The organism is Bradyrhizobium sp. P2_E8 (assembly GCF_056403875.1).
The window spans coordinates 1-3,074 of sequence record NZ_JBFUES010000900.1 but is presented as its reverse complement, the minus strand read 5'-3'; the positions used below and the strand labels follow the sequence as shown (position 1 = coordinate 3,074).

At 57.9% G+C, this 3,074-nt stretch carries 2 protein-coding genes; one reads left to right on the top strand and one right to left on the bottom strand.

The window, feature by feature from the left end; genetic code table 11:
• Window positions 1-215, top strand: a 215-nt coding sequence (locus tag AC1D00_RS33925) for a cytochrome P450 (protein ID WP_477013672.1), incomplete at its 5' end; no start/stop codon positions are given.
• A 118-nt stretch (window positions 216-333) separates the two neighbouring features.
• On the opposite strand, the gene AC1D00_RS33920 is transcribed toward AC1D00_RS33925, so the two are convergent.
• Window positions 334-2,928 carry an ATP-binding protein gene (locus AC1D00_RS33920; RefSeq protein WP_477013671.1) on the bottom strand — a complete coding sequence of 865 codons (2,595 nt, stop codon included), beginning with the start codon at window positions 2,926-2,928 and terminating at the stop codon, window positions 334-336.
• Window positions 2,929-3,074 lie beyond the last annotated feature (146 nt).

Here is a 3,074-nt window from a genome sequence, read left to right as displayed (position 1 = left end):
TCAGACGGCCAAATGCGAGCGAGCATGTATCCTTTGGCAGGGGGACGCACTTTTGCATCGGTGCGCCCTTGGCCCGGCTGCAGCTTATGGTGCTGCTCGAGGAGATCGTCAGGCGTTATCCCACGCTTGCGCTGGTGGAGGACCAGCCAATCGAATACACCCGGACCATTGCCTTCCGCGGTCCCAAGCGCTTGATGGCCCGCCTTGGCAGCTGATCGCGGCCCCTGCGGGCTATCCGAGGCTTCCGTCGAGGCTCGACCGTGGATGACGTCAGGGGATGCGTCCGCCGCCATATGGTTCTGCCAATGACCTTTCGAACGACGGAGCTCGGAACTACGGCGCGCCGCTTGCCTTCGCACCGGTCGTCGTGCTCGCAACGCGAGCACGATCTGGCTCATCGTAAAGTCTAGAAAGCCCTTCATTGCACCGACGAATGACAGGCGCCATTTGGCACTCGGTGCCTAACCGAAGGGCGGCTGCATAGTGAGTCTTGGCGCTGACGACCAAGCCAAGAGCTGACAAGGCTTCAGCCAATGCCACCGTCGCCCATGCTTCGTTCCCTCTCTCTTCGTACAAACCAGCCACTTCGATGGCTCGCTCGGAGAGCCGAACGGCTTCGTCGAGGCGACCCGCAAGATGATTTGCTTCGGCGAACCGTGCAAGTTCAAGAGCGTGGTTTACGAAGATGCCGCTGGTCGTCGTACGATGTATGGCCTGCTGAAAAAGGTCAAACGCCTCCTCGAACAAGCCCAAGTGAGCCAGGACGTAGCCTAGATTCAGACAGATGTTGGTTGACCAAGCGAAGAACTCCCATTTCCGGCACAACGAGAGACTAATCCGCAAGGTGACCTCGGCCTCTGCAGGGCGCCCGGCAAGAGCGAGAGCGAAACCTTCACTCAAATGTGCGATTGTCCTGCACAGCGGCAAGTTTACTTCATCGGCCAGGCTACGCATCACGCGCGCAACTGCCACCGACTCATCAGCATGTCCTTGTTGAGATAGTGCCCAAACGAGCCAGGCCCGATAGAAGATGACTGAGGGCCCTGGTGTTCCTGCCCACGCCAAGGGATCGCGCGACTCCAAATCATGGATCAACTTCCGGAGCGTAGCAGCGGAGTCGGCATAGTCGCCCCGCGAATAAGCAGCTTGTGCCCCGAAATATTGTGCCGCGCGCGTCAGGCTTCTGTCGCCGTCGGCAAACTCCAATGCTCGGGCTGCCGATACCATGCTCGCACCAGGACGACCCACAAGCTGCAAATCTCGAGCAACATAAGCAGTCGCCCATCCGAGCCGATGCCGATCTCCCAGCTCCACCGCAAGTTTCTCTGCTGCCGTGGAGTTGGCCAGGCTTCTCTCAATGCCTGCGGTGGGAAAAAGCGTATTACGCAGCTCGAAGCGCAAATCAATTTCGCTCCGCAGTCGATCTGACGAATGCGGCAGGTGTCTGCACGCGGTGATTCCATGATCGAAGAGGCGTGATGCTTCGACATACGCGGATCGGCCGGCAGCCCGGCGACCAGCTATGACAGCAGCCTTGAGCAGTTCCTCCCAAACCTCCCCAAGCGCGGCGTGATAAACGATCATCTCGGCGTGTTCATCGAGGCGGTCAGAATGTATTCTCAACAGCGCCGCCACAATTTGGCTGTGCAGATCGCGGCGCTGCCCTCGTGGAAGTCTCGAGTATGCGACTTCCTGGATTAGAGCATGTGCAAAGCTGGCCTCGTCCGTGTCGAACTGCTGAAGCGTTCCAGAACCGCATAACGAATGCAGGCTTCGATGAAAACTCGCGTCTGAGCCGGAATCGAGAATGGCGCGGAGTATTTGAAGAGAGAACCGGTTTCCAAGCGCAGAAGCAGCTGTTACAATTCGTTTGTGTTCGGCATCCAGGCGATCCAGACGAGCAGCAATGACCGCTTGGATCGTTAGCGGAATTTCAGGCTGATGGGCATGCCCGGCGTTGTCGGAAATGTCTGTCGCCAACACGTTGCGAGCCAGCTCTTCCAAGAAAAATGGATTTCCAGCAGACCGCGCCACCAGTCTCTGGCGCAACCAATGATCGGCAACGCCTGGGAATGCCTCTCGCATCAATCGTTGCGTATCGCTAGACGAGAGAGCTGCAAGAGAGATCACGCTTGTGGCCTGACCGGTCATCGTTGGAGCGAAATCCGGCCTATTGGTTGCCAGAAGCAACAGCCTGCAACCAGATGATGGAGCAAAGTCGAGAAGCTTTCGACTTTGCTCGTCACCCCACTGCAAATCCTCCAACAATAATACGACGGGCCGGCGTCCACTGATCGCGTCAAACAAAGTCCGCACGGTGTCACGCAAGGCGTCGCCTCGATGTAGTGGATCCAATCCATCCCACGCGGCGGCATCTTCACCCAACGGCAGCGCCAGGAGCGACAGAAGAGCACCTAAATGAACCGTGCCATCGCCAATCTCGGCTACTTGCTTTCGAATGCCATCGGCTGACGCAGATGGCTCAATGCTTGGATCGATTCCAAAAGTTGAGCGAAGCACGGAGCCGATGAGTTGATACGGCACGTTCCGCCCGTATGAAACGGCATCTGCCTGAACGATTCGCCAGCCATCGGCCTGAAGCTGTTTGGTAAACTCCCAAGCGAGGCGGGACTTACCTACTCCTGCCTCACCGGCGATTGAAACGGCGGCGGATGAGCCGGCGAGAACACGCGCGGCGATCTTGTTTAGTTCATCGAGCTCGCTGTCACGCCCAACGAGCGGGCTCAGGCCTCGCGATACCGCTTCACTAAATCTGGAAGTACGATGCTGCACTCCCGTCAAAACAAACACATCCTGCTGATTGCTGAAACCTCGCAATGCTTTCTGCCCCAACGAGGTGAACTCAACGGAGGGTCCAGCGGCTGCTCGCGTGCTTGCATCACAAAGTGTGGTGCCCGGATTCGCCATTGTCTGGAGCCGCGACGCGAGATGAAGCGTCGCTCCAAAAGCTCCATAGACGCCTGCTATGCTAATTCCAGCAGTGCTGAGGAATGTAAGGCCTGACGCGAGGCCCACACGTAGCGACATGCGCTGCTCCGATGATAGAGCTACCT

Excerpts from the sequence above, each read along its gene's own strand:
- AC1D00_RS33920 (WP_477013671.1), bottom strand. The coding sequence starts at position 2,928 with ATGGCGAATCCGGGCACCACACTTTGTGATGCAAGCACGCGAGCAGCC.